The organism is Virgibacillus doumboii (assembly GCF_902806455.1).
Lineage (GTDB): Bacteria > Bacillota > Bacilli > Bacillales > Amphibacillaceae > Lentibacillus > Lentibacillus doumboii.
In genome coordinates, this window is the sequence record NZ_CADCWQ010000002.1 from 363,952 (window position 1) to 384,705 (window position 20,754).

Genomic DNA, 20,754 nt, shown 5'->3' on the forward strand with positions numbered 1-20,754 from the left:
AGTTCACAAGCAAATCGCCGAAGTTCACAATTAGGTTGCTCAAAGTTCACAATTATAATGCTAAAGTTCACAATTATAATGGTGCAAATTGTAACATGCGGTTATTTTTAAGAAGGGTATTCACGAAAAAGATTGAATATATAATAACAACGCTAATTTTTTGGAGGTAGTAAGTAATGAAAAGTCCAGTGAAAAGCAAGGTCAACACAGTTTTCGTCCCGGTAAAGGATATTAAAAAGGCCAAAGAATGGTATTCAACGATGCTGGGTATTGAAGATGGGGAATTTATGTTTGATAATCTGTTCGTGGCGAAGATGGATGGAGCAGGAATGGTTCTGGATACAATGCCAATGTGGCGGGATGACAATGGAGATTTTCCTGCATTAAATGTGCCGGCAATTCAGTTTGGAACAGATGACATTCAGGCATCCTATCAATTTATGAAAAATAACGGTGTGGAATTGGTAACAGAAGTAATGTATGACCACTGGTTTGTGTTTAAGGACCCGGATGGAAATATGCTGATGGTATGTCAGGATGAATAGCCAGATTAAATATTCGCCTCAATCTGTTCCCGGAAAAGCTTACGGAACTTCTTTTCATCTTCAGTTGTAAAAGCTTTTGGTCCTTTGGTTCGTTTCCCGCTTTTTCGCGCCATCGCACTGGCGTAGCGGGTATGCAAAAGCTGATCGATATTATCATTTGTGTATGCAAAGCCTTTATGGTGAAGAACCGCGCATCCTTTGGAAAGGCCAAGTGATGCGAGTCCGTAGTCCTGTGTGATAATCATATCGCCTTTTTGCGCCAATTGCATAATCCGGTAGTCAGCGGCCTCAGCCCCGGTATCAACGTAAATCGTTTCAACACCCGGCTGTTCGTCATCAGGGGAAAAGTGCGCAAAGCTTTTAACAAGTATTACAGGAATTTGGTACTCACGTGCGATAGATATGGTTGTTTTTTTGACGGGACAAGCGTCGGCATCAACGTATATTTTCATAAGAACCTCTCCAATTCGTTTCTAAGCTAATTGTAGCAAATATGATATTAACAGACCACTTCAATTGATTTTGGGGTGGTCTTTTATGTTGAATTAATTTAGTTTTTTTCAAGTTGGCACTTGCATTTTCAAACACAATGTAATACACTACATTACACGACTAATGCACTAAATTGCATAAAGGAGGGGCAAGCTTGATTAATCCGGATGGCGCAAAGCCGATTTACATACAGATTGCTGAGTGGATTGAAACGGAAATACTGAACGGCAACCTGAAAACAGATGAAAAAGTATATTCCCAATACAAGCTTGCAGAGATGTTCAACATCAACCCGGCAACTGGAGCAAAAGGATTAAACATTCTTTACGATGACGAGGTTGTTTATAACAAACGCGGGCTTGGTAAATTTGTTTCCGCAGATGCGAAAATAATTATCACAGATAAGCGAAAGAACCAGACGCTCAAGGGACTCATTCAGGAAGTAGTTCTTGAATCCGAGCGATTAAATGTCAGCGAAGACGAAATAATCGAGATGATTAAGGTGGTAATGAAAGAACGTAAGGGGGATGCGAAATGAAAGTAGTAGAATGTAATGATTTGACCAAGCAACATGGACACCGAAAAGCGCTGAACAATTTAACCTTCTCGATTGAGGAAAACAAGATTACCGGATTAATAGGCCGGAACGGGGCAGGAAAAACAACACTTCTAAAAATATTAGCAGGGTACTGGCAGGAGTCTGCAGGAGTTGTGAATGTTTTTTCGGAACGTCCATTCAACAATCTGTTTGTTTCTGCCAATACGATTTTAGTCGATGATGAAATGGATTTTCCGTCAGCACTGACCCTTAAGGAAATTCTGGAACAGGCAGGCAATTTCTATGAAAAATGGGATATGGATCTGGCGTTTCGGCTATTTGACTATTTTTCCTTTGATCCGATGCAAATTCACAGTAACCTATCAAAAGGAAAAACGAGTACATTTAACATGATTGTAGGATTGGCATCCAGATGTTCATTAACGATTTTCGATGAACCAACCAGTGGAATGGATGCAGCGGTCCGGAAAGACTTTTACCGGGCACTATTGAAGGATTACCTGGCACATCCCCGTTCGATTATCATTTCCAGTCATTATCTGGATGAATTGGAGGATATGCTGGAAGATGTTTTACTGATTGAAAATGGAAAAGAATACGTTCATTTACCGATGGATGAGTTGAAGGAATATGCGGTTGGACTAAGCGGAAGTACTGCAAAAGTTAACCTATGGATTGGCGATAAAGAAGTCCTTTATAAAAATACGGCTGGAGCAGACAGCACATACGTCATTGTGAAAAATGATTTTTTACAAGAAACACTGGATCGTATCAAGCGCTCGGGTGTTAACGTGTCATCTGTTTCGTCCAGTGATTTATGTGTGTACCTGACTGATCATACGAAAGGGGGAATCGATGATGTCTTTGACAAAGCCTAGTTTAGCAGGTGCTGTAAAAAAACAATTCAACTTCAAGTTAAAATCCTTCGTTGGGGTGTTCAGCGGGTTAATCATCTTGCAGCTGCTCGCACTTCTGTTTTCACTCGGTGGCACTGCCAGCATGTCAAGAGGTGGCACTGCCTATGATTTTCAGGTAAGGTATTTTGGTGCGGATATCGTTGTTGTATTTACAATGCTATGGGCGTTCATAAATGCGATACTTATTAAAACGAAGGCATATACGGAAGATGACTTTTTATTCGTTACCAATCGATTGAGCAGTAATCTGTCAAACATTGCTTTCCTGGTTGCCGCATGCATCGTTGGCGGTGTTACAGCGATATTATCTGGATACTTATTGAAAGATGTTATCTATTTCCTGTTTGATACTTCACCAATAATGCAAACCGGAATGGCCAATGTTCCTGATTTGGTTATCGGAATTCTGGCAACCATATTATTTGTTTTTACATGCAGTAGTGCCGGATATCTTGTCGGGACGCTCGTGCAATTGCACAAGTCCATGGCGTATATTATTCCTGTAGTAGTTATTGGTCTTATTATGGTAGTGGCACAACAAACCGGAGTCCATATGGTTGTGGAAGTCGGCCAGTTTTATTTCGCTGAAAGCTCATTTTGGATCCTGGTTTGTAAAACAGTGGCAACCTCGGCGGTGCTGTTCGGCGCATCCATTCTGATTTCCAACCGATTGGAGGTTAAAAAATGATTGCTTTTATGCCGATTATTATGCTTCTGCTTGTGTTAGGTCTCGTGTTTTTAGTCATTAAACGAACACACAAAAAGACAAACAGACATGGTTATGTTAAAAAAGTGCAGTTGATGGTTGCTAGTTATATAGTAATACTGCTGATCTCGATTGGCGTATTTTATTTGCTTCCAAAGGATGAATATTTGCGGGCTGAAAAAGATGTGTCGACTGAACCATTTGAGCTGCGTCAGGCTGCCAATGTGGGTGAAATAGGAAAACTCGATAAATATATGGAGGAAACATGGACCTTTGAAATCAATAGGCAGGAGCTTAACGTGGATGTAGCAAGTAACGGGCACTCTCCAACAGACTTTCCTATCTTTGTGGAAACGGTCGAAACACAGCAAGATTCGATTAAAGCTTCTTTTTATCGGACTCCCATGATTATCGATGGATACGATTTCAGTGATCGATTGAAGCCTTTAACAATCAGTCATGCTTCAGGTACGTTAACTTTTTCACTGCCTGATCCGATAATGGTTGAACTGTCGTTGTTTAAACAGGAATTTCCTATCATGCAATTTTCCGGGAAAAGCATTATGGATAGTGGACACCATAGTGAGCAGGTATTATATATTACAATTCCTGAAAATATAGAGCTGAATTTTACAGCTGAAAACCGAGTTGAGTATGTGAATTAAATTCAACGTTCTAATTGCGTATAAATCTCATATGATTAAAGGAATCCCGCAAATAATATCGAATTAAATATATGAGGTGATCATATATGAACTATGAACGTGGCGGCATAGCTTTTACAGGTTGTTTTTTCCTCGGTATTGGTATTGGCATGTGGGCAGGAAATACAGCGGTTGGTGCCTTGATAGGATTGGGCGCAGGATTTTTATTCATGGCCTTCCTGGGAAAAAGGCATGGCTAATTGTTATAAAATACTACTCTGAATCGTGAAGAGTAGTATTTTTTCATTAAACATTCAGTTCCTTGATTACCTTTGCGGGGTTGCCGCCGACAACGACATTATCCGGCACATCTTTAGTGATTACCGCCCCCGATGCAATTACTGCATTATTGCCGATTGTAACACCAGGGTTAATCACTGCACGGCCGCCAATCCAGACGTTGTCACCGATTGTCACCGGCTTTCCGAATTCAGTTCCGGCCATCCGTTCAGACGGATTCACCGAATGTGTAGCCGTATAAATATGAACACCCGGAGCCATCATGCAATTAGCTCCAATCCGTACCTTGCAAACATCAAGGATGACACAGTCGAAGTTTACAAAAAAATTTTCACCGACATGGATGTTGGAACCATAATCACAGCGGAAATTGGGTTCGATATCTATATTTTCCCCGGTGGATTCGAAAAGTTCTTTAAGCAGTTCCGTACGTCGTGCCCCTTCTGTTTCATGCGATGTGTTAAATAATCTGGTTAATCTCCGGGCATTCTGACGTTCTTCTACCAACTTAGCGTCTTCCGGATTATACAACTGACCATTTAGCATCTTTTCTTTTTCTGTAGGCATTGATTCATCCCCTTGATAGTAAACTTGAGCAATTCACTATTAATTTTAAAATAAAATGATAATAAATACTAGTAAGGGTGGCAAGGCAAAAATAAGTAATGATATTTTGGAAGAAATGGAATTGTTAGCGGACTTACATGTTCCGCTAGCCTACTAGCAACCGCTGAGGCAGGAACACATATCTTGTTCCCATTTTAATATTATTACCTCTTATTTTTTGTTATAATAGAAAATATCAAGGGAGGCGTAACGGTTGAGTGAAGCAAAAAAGTTGCAAAAAGATGCGATGCACGTCCTGAAAGAGACAAGCAGAACATTTTACATACCAATCACATTACTAAAGCCGACATTAAAGAAAACAGTGGGTTCGGCTTATTTATGTATGCGTGCAATCGATGAAATAGAAGATCATGAAGAACTGGATACGGAAACGAAGCAACGGCTGCTTCGGTCGACAAAAGTTCTGCTGCAAAGTGAATTTGACAAAGATGCATATCGTGAATTGCTTCAACCATATGAAAAACTCCTGCCTGAAGTGACGCTGAGACTGGGTGACTGGATTGATGTGTGCCCGGAAGGTATTGTCGAAAAGGTAAAAGAATCCACCGCCATTATGGCCGGGGGAATGGCTGACTGGGCAGAAAGACATTGGAATGTTAAGACAAAAGAAGACTTAGACGATTATACATATTATGTTGCCGGTCTTGTAGGTGTTATGCTGTCCGATATTTGGGAATGGTATGATGGCACGAAGACAGACCGTGACCTTGCTGTCGGCTATGGCCGGGGGTTGCAGGCAGTAAATATTTTGCGGAATCAGGATGAGGACAGCGAACGCGGTGTGAATTTTGTACCGGACGGCTGGACCAGGGCTGATATGTTCAGCTATACAGAAAATAACCTGGCACAGGCTGATGAATATATGAAAGATATTCATACCCGCAACATTCAACTGTTTTGCCAAATCCCGCTGGCGCTGGCAAAACGAACCGTTAAGGCGCTGAAAGACGGACGGGAGAAGATTTCCCGTAATGAAGTGGAAACAATTGTAGAGGATATTCAAAATAATTAATCGAGAGACGGGCTGTCACATTAATCATGGGGCAGCCCGTTTTTAGGATTCTGTCATCTTTAAAATCTGGACATTTACCTTATTCAAAGGATTTATTTTAGTCCCTTAATGGTGCAAATCTTTCCCTTCTGCTAATAAGGTCGGCCAGTAAATAAATAACTACTTGAACGGGTAAAGAGTATATATAGTTCCAATTCAGCGGCTCGTATAAATCCAGCCAGTTTAAAAGAGGGAGTCCTATGAATGAAGTGATTACTCCCAGTATAATGGCTTTAATAAAAGGATGGACATGCGGTTTAAATTGCATAAGAAAAACAACTAAGGTTGGGATTACCAGAAGGTCCCATGGCAGATATGTATTGATAGGAGGAAAAACCTCGTACCTGTAATTCCAAAGGCCAAAAAATACCCCTATTAAATCGAAGCATGTTGCTAAAAGCGCGGTAAAAAAGCCAGTGAATAATAATCGGTCTGCATTTTCTTTTTTCATTAATATAAACCAAACCCACAAACATAAAGCTATAATTACTATGCCTAACCACCATCTCCACGAAAATAAAATATGATCCAACCATAATTGATATTTATCCTCATAAGCTTGTCTGAAGAGTTCCGAATTTTTTTCGATTATCGACCGGTTCATTGCTATATTTGCTCCTTTATGTTTACTAGGTGCGTATAATTTAATCAAGTTATTTATTATTATGAGGAAATGGCAAATTATTATCCTGATTTATATCTTGTTGGCAGGCAGAAGAAAGAGACCGCGGCAAACGGTCTCTTTTCTAACCGGATTATTTATCAAGTAACGATTTCACTCCCAGATACAGGATGGCCAGAGAAAATACAATGACCGCTAGCCCGCCAATTATTTGGAAAAACGTTGCAATTCCTGCAGTAATGACAGAAGATGTCGGAATATTTGCAAGTGCAAAACCTGCTAATATACATGCCAAATAAAGCGCTACTGAATGATGCATCGAAAATCCCCCCTTCGCTTTAATGGAGCTAAAAGTGGTTCTTTCGACAAAAAACGGCAAAATTCGGGAAGTGACAGGCACGCTAAAAACACTGAAAGGATTCTACGTTATCCAGATCTACTCCATAATAGGCCCATCTGTTTCCATACCATCTGAATCCTGCGATGGAGTTTCGGCCGACAAAGACTGGGAAGAACCAGAAAGAGTCCCATCTCAACCAGATATACGTGAAGCGGAACAAGCAGCCCTGGATGGCGCCCGGGTCAACAGCGAAGACACCGAATTCCCCTTGTGCCTGCTGCGTTTGCGGCTTTTGTGGTGTGAATGATGGCGGCGGTGAATCAGGAGGTCCGGCAGAAGATGGTCCGCCTGCAAATCCCGGCGGTCCTCCACCTGATTGTCCGGGCGGTCCCCCAAACGGCGGCCCACCGCCTGTTTGCCCGGGTGGTCCAAAGTTTTGTCCACCCTGTGATCCATTAAAGAAATCGTTAAAATAATCCGGAAGATTAAATTGCCTTCCATAACCATGTGGTGGCTGATAATAATTCATTAGATATTATTTCCTCCCTTAAAAGTTCCTTCTCTACATTGTATGGGGATTTGTCTATCAGCGTATGGGCTAATAATTGATAGTAATAAAACAATAATATTTTTTAAAAAGAATGTTGACTCTAACGTAACGTGATACTTTATAGTAACTAGTGAAGGGAGGTTACACAACATGAAAGTAAAAGAAGTTGCCGATTTGGTCGGTATCAGTGTGCGCACACTGCATCATTATGATGAGATCGGGCTGTTAACCCCGGAAGAAACAACCGAATCCGGCTATCGTATCTATTCAGATCATGATCTGGAAGCATTACAGCAAATATTATTTTTTAAAGAACTTGGCTTCCCTTTGAAAAAAATAAAAGAAATTATCAACAGTCCCGCATTTGACCGGGAAGAAGCCCTGGAAATGCACCGAAACATGCTGCTTGAGAAACGGCACAGACTGGATCAAATGATCGCGACTGTTGATAAAACAATCCAGCACACGAAAGGAGAGATTGAGATGAGCAATAAGGAAAAATTTGAAGGCTTTGATTTCAGCCATAACCCGTACGAACAGGAAGCACGTGAACGCTGGGGGGATAAAGCCGTGGATGAATCGAATGCCAAGATTAACAACATGTCAAAAGGCGAGAAGAAAGCTTTTGAAGATGAATTTAATGCTATCTACAGAGATCTGGCAGCAATTCGCCATGAGTCACCAGACTCGGATGTTGCTCAGGAAGGCATTAACGAATGGTACAATTTCCTGAACAGAATGGGCAACTACTCGCTTGAAGCATTCAAAGGTCTTGGACAAATGTATGTTGATGATGAACGTTTCACCAAAAACATCGATCAATTCGGTGAAGGCCTGGCAGTGTTCATGCGTGATGCAATGGCAGTATATGCCGATAGAAATAGGTAGTTCTACTAGTATAATCGAAGCTCATAACAAATTAGTGGCAAAAAAATATTAAATTTTTTTGCCACCTTTTTTGGTTGGGAAACGATAGTAATTATGAAGGGTACTGGTTGATAACTTTCCCTGATTAATTACAGTTTCCGGATGGATTTGTAAATATCGTCTGCCCTGGTTATCGCTGAAATCACAGCAACCCCATTTGCTCCTGAATCCATTATTGATGCGGCATTACTTTCATTGATTCCGCCAATTCCAACAATCGGTTTATGCGGGTAATCTATACGCAATTGTTTAATCCACCCGGGGCCAACGGGTTTCTTCGCGTCATCCTTGGAGGGGGTGTGGAAAATTGGCCCGGCACCCAAATAATCAACCAAATCGATTGGACTCCTGGCAACTTCAGCTTGATTTGACACGGACAGTCCAATAATTTTATACGGAAAAGAAGCACGGACTTCCCGGACATCATGATCATCCTGCCCTACATGAATGCCATCAGCTTCCAACGGTTTAACCAGGAAAAGATCATCGTTAACGATAAATGGTATGTTATGCCGGGAACAAATTGACCGTAATTTTATTCCCAGCTTTAGTTTGGCATCACCGGTGAGTGACCCGTCACCTTTTTCCCTGAACTGAAATGCGGTAATGCCGGATTCAATTGCAGTTTCTAAAATTGGTGCAGGATCTCCATTACAATTCTGACTGCCCATGACAAGGTATTTTCGAAAATTCATTGGCTAACCCCTTTCCAGTTCCTCAGGCTCAAGGGATAGTGCATCCATAAACCGGGGGATGAACGTGCCAGGCCCGTTTACATTCGTTTGATTGGCGGCAAAATCTGCAGCCAGTCCGTAAAATTCAACTGCAGCAAGTGCTTGCTCGTTAAAGGAATCTTCTGTTGTAAGGCAGGCGGTTAATACAGAGCCAAGCAGGCAGCCAGCACCGGTTATTCTTCCAAGATTCGGATTGCCCGTGTCATTGTGCAGAACCTCTCCACCACTGCAAATCACATCGGTCTTACCGGTGACTATCGCGGCAGTCTGGTAGGTCTTGGCAACCTTCATTGCAATTTCATCGGGGTTACCGTCACCTACTGATTCAACTCCTTTTGTTTTCCATGGAATTTGCACAAGGTGAGCGAGTTCACCGGCATTCCCTTTAATGACAGTTGGATTTACTTCTTTTAAAATCCTTTTTACCGCTGTTGTACGAAATGGTGTTGCCGCTACACCAACTGGATCAAGCACAACCGGAATTTCATTTTCATTCGCAGCCTGACCAGCTGCAATCATTGCCGGAATATCAGGGGCTGTTACTGTACCGATATTAAGAAGTACACCATCAGCAATTGCTGCCATATCAGATGCTTCTTCCTCGGACTTTGCCATAACAGGTGTTCCCCCAAAGGAAAGCAGACCATTTGCTGTAAAGTTCATGACCACCTGATTTGTCAGATGGTGTATCAAAGGTTGGTTTTCACGTACTTTATTAATGATATTTTTATCCACTTATTTCATCCTTTCCTGACGTTGTGCCCAGTGATTTGTCGGACCGCTTCCATAGCCCAATGGGAATGAATCACGTATTGCAGCGGTCACAAAGTTCTTTGCCCTTTTTACAGCTTCAGGTATCGTTTCGCCTCTGCTTATATAAGCAGTGATGGCAGCGGAATATGTGCACCCGGTTCCATGTGTGTTTTTAGTGTTAATGCGTTCCGCTGAATAAGTGTTTATCGTTTTACCATCATACAAAACATCCATCGCTTTACCTTCAAGGTGCCCGCCTTTTACCAATGCGGCACCAGCACCATGCTTATGAACGATTTCTTTTGCCGCCATTTCCATCTCCTTGGGGGTTTCTATTTTCCATCCGACGATATCCTCTGCTTCCGGTATATTCGGTGTGATCAGGGTTGTCATTGGGAGAAGCTTTTCCCGTAAGTATTGCCGTGCGTCATTAGCGATTAAAGGATCTCCGCTTTTAGCAACCATAACCGGATCCATGATAAACGGTACATCCAGATCGGTAACCCTTCCTGCAATTGCCTCCATCATGTCAATTGCTGCAATCATCCCTGTTTTGAATGCCTGGAAAGGAATGTCGGAAATAATCGTGTCGAGCTGCTTTTCAATCATTTCCACTGGCAGGTGATGTACATCTTGGACCCCGGTTGTATTCTGAGCAACAACGGATGTTATCACAGACATCCCGTAAGACTGCAGTTCCTGGAATGTCTTTAAGTCTGCCTGAATCCCGGCACCGCCGCTTGGGTCGGTGCCTGCGATGGTGAGCGCACATGGTATCTGATTCATTTGCTGACCACCACATCTTTCATTGGCCATTCTTCACACGTATAGGCCATTTCCCAAAAGGAAAGCTCGAGCTGGCAGCTTTTACGGAATGCTTCTTTCATCTTTTGCTGCTGTTCCAATGAGGAATTTTCCGCAATTCTATCAATACGGTTACGCATTTCCATTGTTGTCGCACCAATCTTGTCATCAGCATAGAAACGGATCCACTCGTAAAACGGATGACTTGTTTTTGGTTTATATTTTTCCATTAACTCCTGGCCGATTTCGAGATACGTCCAGGGGCATGGCAAAAGAGCACATAACGTCTCGCCCAGACTGCCCAACTGCGCATGATACATCATGTGCTTGACATAATGGTCGGCTGTCGGTGGCAGTGGGTAACCCTGAAGTTCATCGTATCCAACGCCAATATGGTTACAAAAATTGTGATGTGGATGAATTTCGCTGTTTAATACAAATTGAATTTGCTTATCAAAAAAACGCATATCCTCACGCAGGTCGCATTTCGAAACAGCAATGCCATAAATACGCATAAACGCATTCAAGTACTCAAAATCCGCTTTAATATAGTGGGCAATTGCCTGATCCGGCACATCACCTTTCCCGATGCCATCAACAAAGGGATGATCAAAAATAGCCTGGAATACGTCTTTATTTTCTTCACGTAAATCTTGTGAAAATGTCATAAGTAAGCCTCCCCGAAATAGTTAAGGAGACTGCCGGGGAATAAAAAGTTAGGCATTAAACGGTCCGACTACTTCCCTCTCGCAGGAATTATCCTGATCAGGTTCCAAGGGACAAAGGAACAACCTTTTCTCAGCCATAACAGCGCCCCCAGCAGTTCATCCTAAAAAATTATAATTGATTTTCAAGTGATAGATGCCGCTGATTTACTTTGGCGACGACAAGCCAGCCAATGCATGCACCGGATACACTGCTGACGAGAAATGACGGCAAAAAGAACAACATGCCGGCAGAGCTGCCCATCAAGAGGTTGGCCACGGGAGCTGAGGCAAGTGCGCCGAGTATTCCCGTCCCGATTGCTTCGCCTAATGCAGCCATGCCTTTCTTGCCGGTTTTTTTGTAAAGTGTTCCGGCTAAAAATGCACCAATCATACCGCCGGGAAAAGCCAGCAGTGTACCAAGTCCCAGCATATTTCGGAGCAGTCCGATCATGAATGCAATCACAACTGCCGGACCAGGGCCGAGTGTTACTGCAGCCATCACATTAACTGCGTGCTGTACTGGGTAAGCTTTTGCAACGCCAGCCGGAAACCACAGCAATTGTGAGCCGATTGTTCCAATTGCGACAAATACAGCCATCGTCGTCATCAATCTGGTTCGATTCAATCAAATCCTCCTTTCGTCAGGAATGGGACCATGAAGAGGGAGTTAAAAAGAACAGTGTTTTGGGGAAATAAAAAGCCAGATCCATAGAAAGGACCTGGCTTGAAATAGTTTGCTAGTCAAGATTGCAGTCTACTTCCCTCCGCTGGTATTAACCAGATCAGGTCCATAAGAGTCAGAAAGTTTATTTGCACTTTCCTCTCAGCCCGCATTTTGGGCACCCCTAGTAGTGAAATTGGAACTATTTAACTGTTCTGCTTAAGCATAACAAAAGAAATGCAGTTTGTCATGGGTAGTTTGGTGGAGTCTGCAATCACTGCTTTCTGCTATACTAATTGTAATTAATCGGCGAGGGGAGGTTGTTGATATAAATGCATGCAAATTTGCCATCACGAGTGCTCGATTGGGTGGTAACTCATGTCGATCCGAAAGCAACAATTGAAACGGTCCAACAGCTGAAAGGAAGTACATCGTCAACGGTCCATAGTATTTCACTTCGAACAGACTCAAGGGTACATCATTATGTCGTCAGACAATTTGATAATAATGAATGGTTAAGGGAAGAACCAGATTTAGCATTACACGAAGCGAAGGCTTTGGAATTGGCAACGCAGTCATCAGTTGCCAGTCCGGAAATTATTGCCTTTGATGAAACGGGGGATGAATGCGGAGTCCCGGCAGTTTTAATGACCCGTCTGGATGGGGAGGTTGAATTGAAGCCTGCCGATATGGATGATTGGTTGGACAAGCTGGCGGGAGCGCTTGTTGAAATTCATGCAGTCGAAGCGGAGGATTTTCCTTACCACCATAATAGCTACAATGATGTATCAACATTTGAGGTGCCTGGCTGGTCCAGTGTGCCCGAAACATGGAAAAAAGCTATTAATCTCCTGAACGGTCCACGACCTCAAGTAAAAGAATGTTTTATTCACCGGGATTACCATCCTGCCAATGTGTTATGGAATCAGGGAAAGGTTAGCGGCGTAGTAGATTGGGTGAACGGCTGCAAAGGACCCCGTGGTGTTGACATTGGTCATTGCAGAGTAAACTTGGCGATGCTGTATGGTGTCAAAACAGCCGATGGATTTTTGAAGACATATCAACACCAGGCAGGGGCGGATTTCACCTATGATCCATATTGGGACTTGTTGTCTTTGACTGATATGCTGGTTGGTCCTCCAGAGGTTTATCCCGGATGGAAGGCTTTTGGAGTAACGGGGCTTACAAATCAGATGATGAAAGAACGATTGGACCAATATCTTGTTAGCCTAATGAAATAAGTTAATAGTTACCCGCCCATTTTTCGCCAAAATTCGCTGAAAGGAAACACTTGTCTAAGTCAATCGCAGTATTTTTCATACGATGTAAATGAGGTACTAATTTAATAGAAATGGAGGATACGTGATGAAACTTTATTTAGACCCAGGTCATGGCGGTTCAGACCCGGGTGCTCAAGGAAGCGGTTTACAGGAAAAAGATATTAATCTGGATATAGCACTTCGAATTCGTTCGATATTAAACAATAATTATGAGAATGTAAACGTAAGAATGAGCCGTACAAGTGATGTCTATAAAAGCCTGGATGAGCGGACAAATGAGGCAAATGCCTGGAATGCAGACTATTATTTATCAATTCACTGCAATGCTTTTAATGGCTCTGCCCAAGGCTATGAGGACTATATTCACAGCAGCCTGTCTGATTCTTCGACAACAGCTGAATATCAGGATATTATGCATGCGGAAATTACGAAAGTTAATCAACTTAGAGACCGCGGAATGAAAAAAGCAAATTTTCATGTGTTGCGTGAAACGACGATGTCGGCTCTGTTAACAGAAAACGGGTTTATCGATAATGAACATGACGCTGCCTTAATGAGAAAAGAATCGTGGCGCCAAACGGTAGCACAAGGTCATGTGAATGGTTTGGCAAGAGCATTCAATCTTCAGCGTAAACAGGATGATTCAGACACGATTTATAAGGTGATCGCCGGTTCATTTCAGTCGGAGGAAAATGCGGAGGAACGAGAGACCTTTCTGCAATCAAACAGAATTGAAGCATTCGTTTATTCCACAACAATTTCCGGTGAACGCTGGTATCGTGTTCAGGCAGGTGCCTTTTCAAGCAGGGATAATGCTGAAAACCGTTTAGAGGAAGTTAAGGATGCTGGTATTGAAGATGCTTATATTTTAACGTAAATATCTCAGTCATATAAGAAGAGGTTAATCTGTAAATGCCTTATTAGTTTAGTAGATCCTCGTTTCGCTATTAGAGGATCTACTTCTGCATAAACAAATAAATACTTATCCACTATCAATTCTATGAAGTTCGCAAAAATCTCCTGCAAAATATTGAAAGCTACAAAACCCAATTCGCTGGTTATTTGCCTTTTTCGCCGATTTCTGCACCATTTCATTACGAACTCTCTTAGAAGATTGCGTACGATATCGTGTCACGTAATTTCTAAGAGAGGAAGGATTGTTCATGCTAGGTTTTTCTATTATCCAAATGGTCCGGCGAATGGGGCATAAATTTGATAAAAACCTTCGCCGGGAACTGGTTCGACTTTATCATCCTTTCCGGTTTGTTCCATGTTTCCTGCACCGGCCATTGGAGTATGTGAGAAAAAAGACAAAGCGGTTACCGGTAATTATTGAATTTGAATCAGATTCGTTTAAGGCAGGCATTAGTGATGTGCAAGATGCAAAATGCCCTAATCTCCGTCAATTCCCTTCCATAGCTTGTTGCTCCACTAAAATATCAATCAATAAACTAGAATATTTGCTTGAAAATTGTAAGCCTATCAAAAAGTTCCATTATGATAAAAAAGTGACTGCTCTGCTTGACGTAGCCTCTCCGGCTATTAAATCCGATCAGTTAAAACGAACCGGCTTAACGGGAGAAGGTGTTAACATTGCGATTATCGATACAGGAATATATCCGCACCAGGATTTAGAGGGAAGAATCATCGCCTTCAAAGACTTCGTTAAAAACAATACAGATCCATATGATGATAATGGACATGGTACCCATTGTGCAGGTGATGCGGCAGGTAATGGATTTTCATCTGATGGAGAGTATGAGGCACCAGCACCAGCTTCCAATCTGATTGGGGTAAAAGTATTAAATAAAATGGGTTCCGGTTCACTTTCAACAGTAATAGATGGAGTTGAATGGTGTATCCAAAACAGATCAGAATTTAATATTAACGTCCTATCGTTATCGCTTGGTTCAACAGCGCAAGAATCTGCAGAAGATGACCCAGTTGTAAAAGCGGTTGAAGCAGCGTGGCAGAATGGTATGGTTGTATGCGTAGCCGCTGGAAATTCAGGGCCTGAACCGGAAACAATCGGGAGCCCGGGAATCAGTCCTAAAGTAATTACAGTAGGTGCTGCCAACGATTCGAATACAGTTAACCGCTCAGACGATGTGGTAGCCGATTTCTCAAGCCGGGGTCCCACAATTGATGGTTTGACCAAACCGGATTTATTAACCCCCGGAGTAAATATTATCTCACTAAGGTCTCCAAACTCATTTCTTGATAAAACAAGTCCAGGATCACGAGTCGGCACAAATTATGCATCATTATCTGGAACCTCAATGGCTACGCCCATATGTGCAGGTGTAGTTGCACAATTGCTTCAGAAAGAACCAAATCTATCCCCGGATCAAGTTAAGGAACAACTTATTAATGCATGTCAAGATATAGGACAACCCCCCAATGTTCAGGGTCATGGCTATTTAAATGCTGCCAATTTAATATAATAGTTATCCAAGTAAATCCAAGTCAACTTTAATTGTTGGCTTGTTTTTTTATAATCTATATGAAACTTTTGGTGTTACTGGTCGTATAAATAGTAAAATGGAAGAAAAATTGGATGAATATGTGATACACTTGGTTAAGTATGTGTACGGTGAATAATTCCATTTACCTATTGCATATGTTAAAAGAAGATCATTCGGGGAGGTACAGAGATGAGTCGAACAGGAGAAATTGTGTTAACGGTTATTGGTGCATTAGTTTACGGTCTGTTTGCAGCATTAGGTATATTTATGGGCTGGTTATTTAATAATGAACAATTGCTGAACGAAATAAATAACGAAGTACAGCAAACACAGCCCCAAGTAGCAGCAGGTGAATTTGAAGCCGCGATGGATATGCTTGGAGGCAGTGGATGGGTACTTGCAATTGTATCTATCATTGCTGTTATTCTTGGTATTGTTGCAATCATATTAGTTAAAGGTAATAAAAAACCGAAAGCAGCAGGAATTATTTTAATCGTAACGTCCGTTGTAGTAGCACTGATTACATTTGGTGCAGGTATCGTCAGCGGTATATTCTATTTAATCGCCGGAATTATGTGTCTGGCCCGTAAAGAACCACAACCATTGGAATAGGAAACTGCAAAAAGAGTAACTGAATTGGTTACTCTTTTTTTAGACTCTTCTCGTAAGTTTTGTTACTTAAGTAGACGTAAATTGCGAACTAAATCTGATCAGTAATAAGTTAATGAGGCTCTCTGGCCACCGCAGCTGGAATATACTCGCTTTCCGCGGGCAGCTGGTGAGCCTCCTCGTGCCAAGGCACTTCGTAGTCTCACCTAGGCTTTTCTTCCCGCAGGAGTCTCGCATATTCCAGCTGCTTGTTTTGGTTTGAACCACCCCGAAAAAACTACATTGATACTCTATCGTGATACATACAGCAACTCTTAGCGGAGGAATATGCTGAGACTCCTGTGGGAGCAGAGGCCTAGATGAGACTAAGCAGCGACGTAGGAGCAAGAAGGCTCATCAGCCGCCCACGGAAAGCGAAGTGTATTTCCGTAGCGGTGTTGTAGCACCCAACTTTATTTAAAGTAGTTCACAGTTTATGGATTTTGTGTCAAAAACAACCTTTTTTTAACAATTTAAAAGCGTAACATCATCGCGAGCGCATAAACATCATACCTACAGCAAAAACATTCCGCCTAGGATAATAGTCAGGCGCCTGACATAGGTACTTATAACTGTTTTTTGAAAATACCTGATAATATAGTCTGTATTTACTATTTTTTAACAAAAAGTTAATTGTATCCTCTATTTCATTATGCCATATTAAAAGTGTGAGACAGTCTAAATTGTGTCACAATATATCATTAATGGAGGGTACCAATGAAAAATTCGACTGTGAAAAGAATACTGAATCTGCTTCTTATTTTCACGCTGGTGTTCATGAATTATTCTACAATTCTAGTGAATGCGGCAAGTAGTGAAGCGGCAGCAGAGGATTTATTCATCTCAGAGTATATCGAAGGCAGTTCGTATAACAAGGCAATCGAGATTTATAATGGTACAGGAAGTCCAGTGGATTTATCGAATTACGAATTAGAATTGTACAGTAATGGTGCTACTGAAGCTAGTCAATCCGTTACATTGTCAGGAACATTGGAGCATAATGATGTATTTGTTGTAGCACATGGAAATGCAGGTTCGGAGATTTTGGCAGAAACAGATATGGAAAACGCTGCTGTTATTAATTTTAATGGTGATGACGCGTTTGTGCTAACAAAGAATGATAGTGCAATAGATGTATTGGGTGAGGTTGGAAATGATAGTGATTATGCAAAAGACGTCACGCTGGTAAGAGACTCATCTGTAACACAGGCTAACCCGACATATGTTGAAACGGAATGGGCCGATTATGCAAAAGACACATTTGCATACCTGGGAAGTCACACGATGGATGGTGCCGGTGAAGAGGATCCACCAGATGAGCCAGGTGATCCCGGAGCGGAATACTCTATTGCGGATGCGCGTCAGCTAAGTGATGGAACAGCGGTAACCGTCGAAGGAATCATAACCGCTGATAACGATGCAATCAGTAATGGTGCACAATTTACAACTTACATACAAGACGAGACAGGCGGCATCAATCTGTTTGCATTTGAACAAGGGGAACTACCTGACCTCTCAAAAGGTGATAGAGTGAGAGTTTCCGGTGAGCTTGATTCGTATAATGGTTTAAAAGAAATTGTTCCATCCTCCGTGGAAATAATTGAAAGTGGACAGGCATTACCGGAAGCGCAATCTATTACACTGGCTGACCTTCAGGATCCTGCTGTTGCAGAATCATACGAAGGTGAACGTGTTCAGGTTAATGGTTTTATCGATAATATCCCTGACAGTCCAGCCGGCGGGGGGTACAATATCTCATTAATTGATTCGGAATTCAATGGCACGACACTTCGGGTGATGGAAAATGCGCTTGATGTTTCACAGATTGAACCGGAGAAATGGTATAACATTACAGCAATCGTAAGCCAGTATGATTCATATCAACTGATCCCGACTGAACAAGCGGATATTCAATTGGCTGATGAACAGCCGGAGCCGCCATCTGCAGCCGGAACCTATGAATCTACTGTTGCCAGTGTGACAGATGGCGATACGATTCATCTGGAGACGCCGGTGCTGGGTACGACAAAAGTACGATTTTTAAATATTGATACACCTGAAACCTATACGGCTCATAATGATAACCCGGCACGGGATGAAATCAATGCCAATCAAAAAGAATTCGGTGAAGCGGCAAAAGCTTATATGAAAGATTTGCTTCAGCCCGGTGACAAAGTTCAAGTAAAAGTCGGTGAAGAACCAACAGATAATTATGGCAGATTACTGGCGGAAATTATCCGCAAAGAAGACGGTATGAATATTAATCTGCAAATGGTGCAGGAAGGCTATGCCGTTTCGTACTTTATCGCACCGTTTAACGAAGAAGTTTACCCGACCTATCAAAATGCGGTAAAAGAAGCAAAAGATGCTGGACTGGGAATCTGGAATCCGGAAGATCCGCTTCTGGAACTTCCATTCGTTTTCCGGACACATGATAATAACGAAGCATTTGATAAATATGTCGGGAATTCAGATACAAAAGAATATGTCATGCCAGCGGATTGGGCAGACGTTCCGGTTGAAAAGCGGGTGTTTTTCTGGGATGAAGCTGCTGCTCAGGAGAATGGGTACACATTTGCAGGTGATGATCAAGGGTCAAATGATAACCTTTCTCTGCAGTTACTAAGCATGAATGACCTGCACGGGAAAATTGATCAGCAATATGAGCTTGATCCTGATGGAGATGGCACATTCAATATGTATGGAAAAATGGATTATACAGCTGCCGCAATCGGCGCTCGTGAACAGACCAATCCGAATACACTGATTGTCCATGGAGGAGACATGATTGGCGGAAGTTCACCGGTATCGGGGCTTCTTCAGGATGAACCGACCGTTGAAATTATGGAAGCAATCGGATTTGACGTTGGAACAGTCGGTAACCATGAATTTGATGAAGGTACCGATGAATTGCTGCGGATGGTTAACGGTGGAGAGCATCCGGACGGAACGGAAAATTATGATGGGATGAACTTCCCTGTATTATGCGCGAACTGTGTGTATAAAGACACAGGCGATACATTCCTGCCGCCATATCATGTTGAAGAAGTTGATGGTGAGCAAATCGGTTTCGTTGGTGTCATCACTCAAGAAGCTGCCGGGATGGTAATGCCAGCTGGGATCCAGAATATTGAATTTACCAATGCCGCAGCTGCTGCGAACGAAGCTGTCACAGAGCTTAAGGCACAGGGGATAGAATCGATTATCCTGCTGTCACATATTCCGGGTGAACAAAGTGGCGATACCGTAACAGGTCAGGTGGCTGACCTCGCCAATACGGTCGATGATGAAGTGGACGTTATTTTCTCCGCACACAATCATGTTGTTAATGATGGCGTAGTTGATAATAAACTGATCGTTCAGGCGTCAGAATATGGTAAAGCATTTGCCGACGTTGATCTGGAAATTGACCGTACAACAGGAGATATTGTTAAAAAAGAAGCGGAAGTCGTATTTGTTAACCATAGTGAGGTTACTCCTGATCCGGAAGTTGCATCGATTCTGGATAAATATGCCGAGCAGGTTGCACCAATTATGAATGAGGTTGTCGGTTACAATGCAACAGATTTAACAGGTGACTACTCCAATGATGGGGACCATGGCCTTGGGAATCTGATTGCTGATGGGATGAAAGCAGCAATGGACAGTGACTTCGCAATGATGAATGGCGGTGGAATCCGGGATGACCTGCTTGCCGGTGAAGTTACTTGGGGAGATCTGTATAACATCCAGCCATTTGGTAATACGCTGATGATGTTTGAAATTAAAGGAGCGGATCTTTATCCGATAATTGAGGCACAGCTTTCACCGACTTATGGTCCGGATTACAGCATAAGCGGTTTCCACTATACTTGGGACCCTGAAACAAATACGGTTGTTGATGTGACACTGCCTGATGGTACGCCGGTTGATCCGGATAAAACATATACCTTAACGGTTAATAATTATATGGGAACGTCAACAGGTTCAAAATATGCACCAATCAGTGAATTGGGTGAAAATCCAGTTATGGGACCATCTGACTTGGATGCTACGGTGAATTTCGTTGAAAGCCAGAACAGTTCTGCGGAAAATCCGATTGAATATGGACCAGAAGGACGAATTACTGTTGCGGATGGTGAAGAAGAACCACAGGAAGTAGTTGTTACGCCAAAAGATAATAACGGTACTGCAACGGTTCATACGAAAGATCTGAGAGCGCTTGATAAAGGTGTTCATGTAGTGATTGATATTTACAATGAGAAAAAGCCGAGAAAACTATTGCTGAATAAAAAGCAAGTGGACATTTTGAAGGAAAAAGAAGTTACTCTAACCGTTACCAATGGTGAAAATTCTGCAGAGTTCGTTATGAAGGACTTCTCCGGAAAAGTTTTGAAGGTGAGTTTGCACGACAGTAACGGAAAAGGATTTAAAAATTACTAG

Annotated in this window: 23 protein-coding genes and 2 riboswitches; of the genes, 13 read left to right on the forward strand and 10 right to left on the reverse strand. The window is 42.2% G+C overall.

Translation table 11 applies throughout. The annotated features are described in order from the left end of the window. Nucleotides 1–176 precede the first annotated feature (176 nt). Nucleotides 177–545: a VOC family protein gene (locus G6R02_RS18175; protein ID WP_164670781.1), complete on the forward strand. Its 369-nt coding sequence runs from the start codon at nucleotides 177–179 to the stop codon at nucleotides 543–545. A gap of 5 nt (nucleotides 546–550) precedes the next feature. Here the strand turns inward: G6R02_RS18175 and G6R02_RS18180 are convergent, their stop codons facing one another. Then, entirely contained in the window at nucleotides 551–997 is a 447-nt protein-coding gene (locus tag G6R02_RS18180) for a YaiI/YqxD family protein (RefSeq protein WP_164670782.1), read from the reverse strand. A 194-nt stretch (nucleotides 998–1,191) separates the two neighbouring features. On the opposite strand from G6R02_RS18180, the gene G6R02_RS18185 reads away from it, so the two are divergent. The 5 genes from G6R02_RS18185 (at nucleotide 1,192) to G6R02_RS19975 (ending at nucleotide 4,123) form a co-directional block, all read left to right on the forward strand. After that, entirely contained in the window at nucleotides 1,192–1,575 is a 384-nt protein-coding gene (locus G6R02_RS18185) for a GntR family transcriptional regulator (RefSeq protein ID WP_164670783.1), read from the forward strand. Continuing rightward, nucleotides 1,572–2,474 (forward strand): ATP-binding cassette domain-containing protein, encoded by a 903-nt coding sequence (locus G6R02_RS18190; protein WP_164670784.1) that lies wholly within the window; start codon nucleotides 1,572–1,574, stop codon nucleotides 2,472–2,474. The genes G6R02_RS18185 and G6R02_RS18190 overlap by 4 nt, the downstream gene beginning before the upstream one ends. Continuing rightward, nucleotides 2,455–3,201: a hypothetical protein gene (locus G6R02_RS18195; protein WP_164670785.1), complete on the forward strand. Its 747-nt coding sequence runs from the start codon at nucleotides 2,455–2,457 to the stop codon at nucleotides 3,199–3,201. The genes G6R02_RS18190 and G6R02_RS18195 overlap by 20 nt, the downstream gene beginning before the upstream one ends. Then, on the forward strand, nucleotides 3,198–3,884 hold the full coding sequence (locus G6R02_RS18200) for a hypothetical protein (protein WP_164670786.1): 687 nt from the start codon (nucleotides 3,198–3,200) through the stop codon (nucleotides 3,882–3,884). The genes G6R02_RS18195 and G6R02_RS18200 overlap by 4 nt, the downstream gene beginning before the upstream one ends. Before the next feature lie 86 nt (nucleotides 3,885–3,970). After that, on the forward strand, nucleotides 3,971–4,123 hold the full coding sequence (locus tag G6R02_RS19975; RefSeq protein WP_205520248.1) for a hypothetical protein: 153 nt from the start codon (nucleotides 3,971–3,973) through the stop codon (nucleotides 4,121–4,123). A gap of 46 nt (nucleotides 4,124–4,169) precedes the next feature. On the opposite strand, the gene G6R02_RS18205 is transcribed toward G6R02_RS19975, so the two are convergent. Then, complete coding sequence (locus tag G6R02_RS18205) at nucleotides 4,170–4,730, reverse strand: sugar O-acetyltransferase (RefSeq protein WP_164670787.1); 561 nt, start codon at nucleotides 4,728–4,730, stop codon at nucleotides 4,170–4,172. A 253-nt stretch (nucleotides 4,731–4,983) separates the two neighbouring features. Here G6R02_RS18205 and G6R02_RS18210 point away from each other — a divergent pair, with 253 nt between their 5' ends. Continuing rightward, nucleotides 4,984–5,802, forward strand: a complete 819-nt coding sequence (locus G6R02_RS18210; protein WP_164670788.1) for a squalene/phytoene synthase family protein — start codon at nucleotides 4,984–4,986, stop codon at nucleotides 5,800–5,802. Nucleotides 5,803–5,899: 97 nt separating this feature from the next. Here the strand turns inward: G6R02_RS18210 and G6R02_RS20460 are convergent, their stop codons facing one another. The 3 genes from G6R02_RS20460 to G6R02_RS18220 all read right to left on the reverse strand — a co-directional run bounded on the left by G6R02_RS20460 (nucleotide 5,900) and on the right by G6R02_RS18220 (nucleotide 7,332). After that, a complete protein-coding gene (locus G6R02_RS20460; protein ID WP_425509075.1) occupies nucleotides 5,900–6,445 on the reverse strand; it encodes a CBO0543 family protein in 546 nt (181 codons plus the stop codon). Nucleotides 6,446–6,596: 151 nt separating this feature from the next. Next, nucleotides 6,597–6,782, reverse strand: a complete 186-nt coding sequence (locus G6R02_RS18215) for a hypothetical protein (protein WP_164670789.1) — start codon at nucleotides 6,780–6,782, stop codon at nucleotides 6,597–6,599. A gap of 82 nt (nucleotides 6,783–6,864) precedes the next feature. After that, nucleotides 6,865–7,332, reverse strand: a complete 468-nt coding sequence (locus G6R02_RS18220; RefSeq protein ID WP_164670790.1) for a hypothetical protein — start codon at nucleotides 7,330–7,332, stop codon at nucleotides 6,865–6,867. A gap of 171 nt (nucleotides 7,333–7,503) precedes the next feature. Here G6R02_RS18220 and G6R02_RS18225 point away from each other — a divergent pair, with 171 nt between their 5' ends. Then, complete coding sequence (locus G6R02_RS18225) at nucleotides 7,504–8,241, forward strand: MerR family transcriptional regulator (protein ID WP_164670791.1); 738 nt, start codon at nucleotides 7,504–7,506, stop codon at nucleotides 8,239–8,241. Nucleotides 8,242–8,369: 128 nt separating this feature from the next. Here G6R02_RS18225 and thiE read toward each other — a convergent pair whose 3' ends face one another. The 5 genes from thiE to thiW form a co-directional block, all read right to left on the reverse strand. Next, complete coding sequence (thiE, locus tag G6R02_RS18230; protein WP_164670792.1) at nucleotides 8,370–8,975, reverse strand: thiamine phosphate synthase; 606 nt, start codon at nucleotides 8,973–8,975, stop codon at nucleotides 8,370–8,372. Between the two features lie 3 nt (nucleotides 8,976–8,978). Beyond that, nucleotides 8,979–9,749, reverse strand: a complete 771-nt coding sequence (gene thiM / locus G6R02_RS18235) for a hydroxyethylthiazole kinase (RefSeq protein WP_164670793.1) — start codon at nucleotides 9,747–9,749, stop codon at nucleotides 8,979–8,981. Further along, entirely contained in the window at nucleotides 9,750–10,553 is an 804-nt protein-coding gene (thiD, locus tag G6R02_RS18240) for a bifunctional hydroxymethylpyrimidine kinase/phosphomethylpyrimidine kinase (protein ID WP_164670794.1), read from the reverse strand. It lies immediately after the preceding gene. Beyond that, complete coding sequence (gene tenA / locus G6R02_RS18245; RefSeq protein WP_164670795.1) at nucleotides 10,550–11,239, reverse strand: thiaminase II; 690 nt, start codon at nucleotides 11,237–11,239, stop codon at nucleotides 10,550–10,552. Before tenA ends, thiD begins: the two co-directional genes overlap by 4 nt. A gap of 56 nt (nucleotides 11,240–11,295) precedes the next feature. Beyond that, a riboswitch (TPP riboswitch) is annotated at nucleotides 11,296–11,399 on the reverse strand. Between the two features lie 9 nt (nucleotides 11,400–11,408). Then, complete coding sequence (gene thiW / locus G6R02_RS18250; RefSeq protein WP_164670796.1) at nucleotides 11,409–11,903, reverse strand: energy coupling factor transporter S component ThiW; 495 nt, start codon at nucleotides 11,901–11,903, stop codon at nucleotides 11,409–11,411. 117 nt (nucleotides 11,904–12,020) lie between these two features. Then, nucleotides 12,021–12,135, reverse strand: a riboswitch (TPP riboswitch). 136 nt (nucleotides 12,136–12,271) lie between these two features. Between thiW and G6R02_RS18255 the strand changes: the two genes are divergently transcribed. From G6R02_RS18255 to G6R02_RS18275, 5 genes are all read left to right on the forward strand, one after another. Then, the gene (locus tag G6R02_RS18255; protein WP_164670797.1) at nucleotides 12,272–13,180 is read left to right on the forward strand and encodes a phosphotransferase family protein; all 909 of its coding nucleotides are present in this window, start codon (nucleotides 12,272–12,274) and stop codon (nucleotides 13,178–13,180) included. 121 nt (nucleotides 13,181–13,301) lie between these two features. Then, complete coding sequence (locus G6R02_RS18260; protein WP_205520251.1) at nucleotides 13,302–14,096, forward strand: N-acetylmuramoyl-L-alanine amidase; 795 nt, start codon at nucleotides 13,302–13,304, stop codon at nucleotides 14,094–14,096. Nucleotides 14,097–14,382: 286 nt separating this feature from the next. After that, nucleotides 14,383–15,663: a S8 family peptidase gene (locus G6R02_RS18265; protein ID WP_164670799.1), complete on the forward strand. Its 1,281-nt coding sequence runs from the start codon at nucleotides 14,383–14,385 to the stop codon at nucleotides 15,661–15,663. Nucleotides 15,664–15,873: 210 nt separating this feature from the next. Beyond that, nucleotides 15,874–16,296, forward strand: a complete 423-nt coding sequence (locus G6R02_RS18270; protein WP_164670800.1) for a DUF4064 domain-containing protein — start codon at nucleotides 15,874–15,876, stop codon at nucleotides 16,294–16,296. Nucleotides 16,297–17,049: 753 nt separating this feature from the next. After that, the gene (locus G6R02_RS18275; protein ID WP_164670801.1) at nucleotides 17,050–20,754 is read left to right on the forward strand and encodes a 5'-nucleotidase C-terminal domain-containing protein; all 3,705 of its coding nucleotides are present in this window, start codon (nucleotides 17,050–17,052) and stop codon (nucleotides 20,752–20,754) included.

Bases quoted from the DNA above. Each gene is read 5' to 3' on its own strand.
- thiE (WP_164670792.1), bottom strand. From the start codon at position 8,975: ATGAATTTTCGAAAATACCTTGTCATGGGCAGTCAGAATTGTAATGGA.
- tenA (WP_164670795.1), bottom strand. From the start codon at position 11,239: ATGACATTTTCACAAGATTTACGTGAAGAAAATAAAGACGTATTCCAG.
- G6R02_RS18200 (WP_164670786.1), top strand. From the start codon at position 3,198: ATGATTGCTTTTATGCCGATTATTATGCTTCTGCTTGTGTTAGGTCTC.
- G6R02_RS18180 (WP_164670782.1), bottom strand. From the start codon at position 997: ATGAAAATATACGTTGATGCCGACGCTTGTCCCGTCAAAAAAACAACC.
- G6R02_RS18175 (WP_164670781.1), top strand. From the start codon at position 177: ATGAAAAGTCCAGTGAAAAGCAAGGTCAACACAGTTTTCGTCCCGGTA.
- G6R02_RS18265 (WP_164670799.1), top strand. From the start codon at position 14,383: ATGCTAGGTTTTTCTATTATCCAAATGGTCCGGCGAATGGGGCATAAA.
- G6R02_RS19975 (WP_205520248.1), top strand. From the start codon at position 3,971: ATGAACTATGAACGTGGCGGCATAGCTTTTACAGGTTGTTTTTTCCTC.
- G6R02_RS18225 (WP_164670791.1), top strand. From the start codon at position 7,504: ATGAAAGTAAAAGAAGTTGCCGATTTGGTCGGTATCAGTGTGCGCACA.
- G6R02_RS18195 (WP_164670785.1), top strand. From the start codon at position 2,455: ATGTCTTTGACAAAGCCTAGTTTAGCAGGTGCTGTAAAAAAACAATTC.
- G6R02_RS18270 (WP_164670800.1), top strand. From the start codon at position 15,874: ATGAGTCGAACAGGAGAAATTGTGTTAACGGTTATTGGTGCATTAGTT.
- G6R02_RS18275 (WP_164670801.1), top strand. From the start codon at position 17,050: ATGAAAAATTCGACTGTGAAAAGAATACTGAATCTGCTTCTTATTTTC.
- G6R02_RS18205 (WP_164670787.1), bottom strand. From the start codon at position 4,730: ATGCCTACAGAAAAAGAAAAGATGCTAAATGGTCAGTTGTATAATCCG.
- G6R02_RS18190 (WP_164670784.1), top strand. From the start codon at position 1,572: ATGAAAGTAGTAGAATGTAATGATTTGACCAAGCAACATGGACACCGA.
- thiD (WP_164670794.1), bottom strand. From the start codon at position 10,553: ATGAATCAGATACCATGTGCGCTCACCATCGCAGGCACCGACCCAAGC.
- G6R02_RS18215 (WP_164670789.1), bottom strand. From the start codon at position 6,782: ATGCATCATTCAGTAGCGCTTTATTTGGCATGTATATTAGCAGGTTTT.
- G6R02_RS18220 (WP_164670790.1), bottom strand. From the start codon at position 7,332: ATGAATTATTATCAGCCACCACATGGTTATGGAAGGCAATTTAATCTT.
- G6R02_RS20460 (WP_425509075.1), bottom strand. From the start codon at position 6,445: ATGAACCGGTCGATAATCGAAAAAAATTCGGAACTCTTCAGACAAGCT.
- G6R02_RS18255 (WP_164670797.1), top strand. From the start codon at position 12,272: ATGCATGCAAATTTGCCATCACGAGTGCTCGATTGGGTGGTAACTCAT.